At 37.8% G+C, this 270-nt stretch carries 1 protein-coding gene; it reads right to left on the bottom strand.

The window, feature by feature from the left end:
- On the bottom strand, positions 1–220 hold a 220-nt coding region (locus HU755_RS27125), incomplete at its 3' end, for a GAF domain-containing protein (protein WP_186638336.1).
- Positions 221–270 lie beyond the last annotated feature (50 nt).

Raw genomic sequence — 270 nt, 5'->3', positions numbered from 1 at the left:
CTTTTACATCCCCTTCAAAAAGTATCGGAATCACATATAGATTCAGTGGAGCTGCTTCTCCAAGACCTGACTTTACACTTACATAATCAGCAGGGACATTTGTAAGAAGAATAGTTTCCTTTTCAAGGACTGCTTGTCCAATCAGACCTTCCCCACCTTCAAATTCAGTCGTCATATGCTTTCTTTCTTTATATGCATAGGATGCCTGCAGCTTATACATTTGCTTACCACCTTGTGAATTAGTTGATTTTATATAAAATACAGCATGAC

The sequence above is a fragment of the Pseudomonas sp. SWRI111 genome (assembly GCF_014268555.1).
Taxonomy (GTDB): domain Bacteria; phylum Pseudomonadota; class Gammaproteobacteria; order Pseudomonadales; family Pseudomonadaceae; genus Aquipseudomonas; species Aquipseudomonas hamedanensis.
Note: the sequence above shows the minus strand (reverse complement) of the source record. Positions and strands in the feature narration are given on the sequence as shown.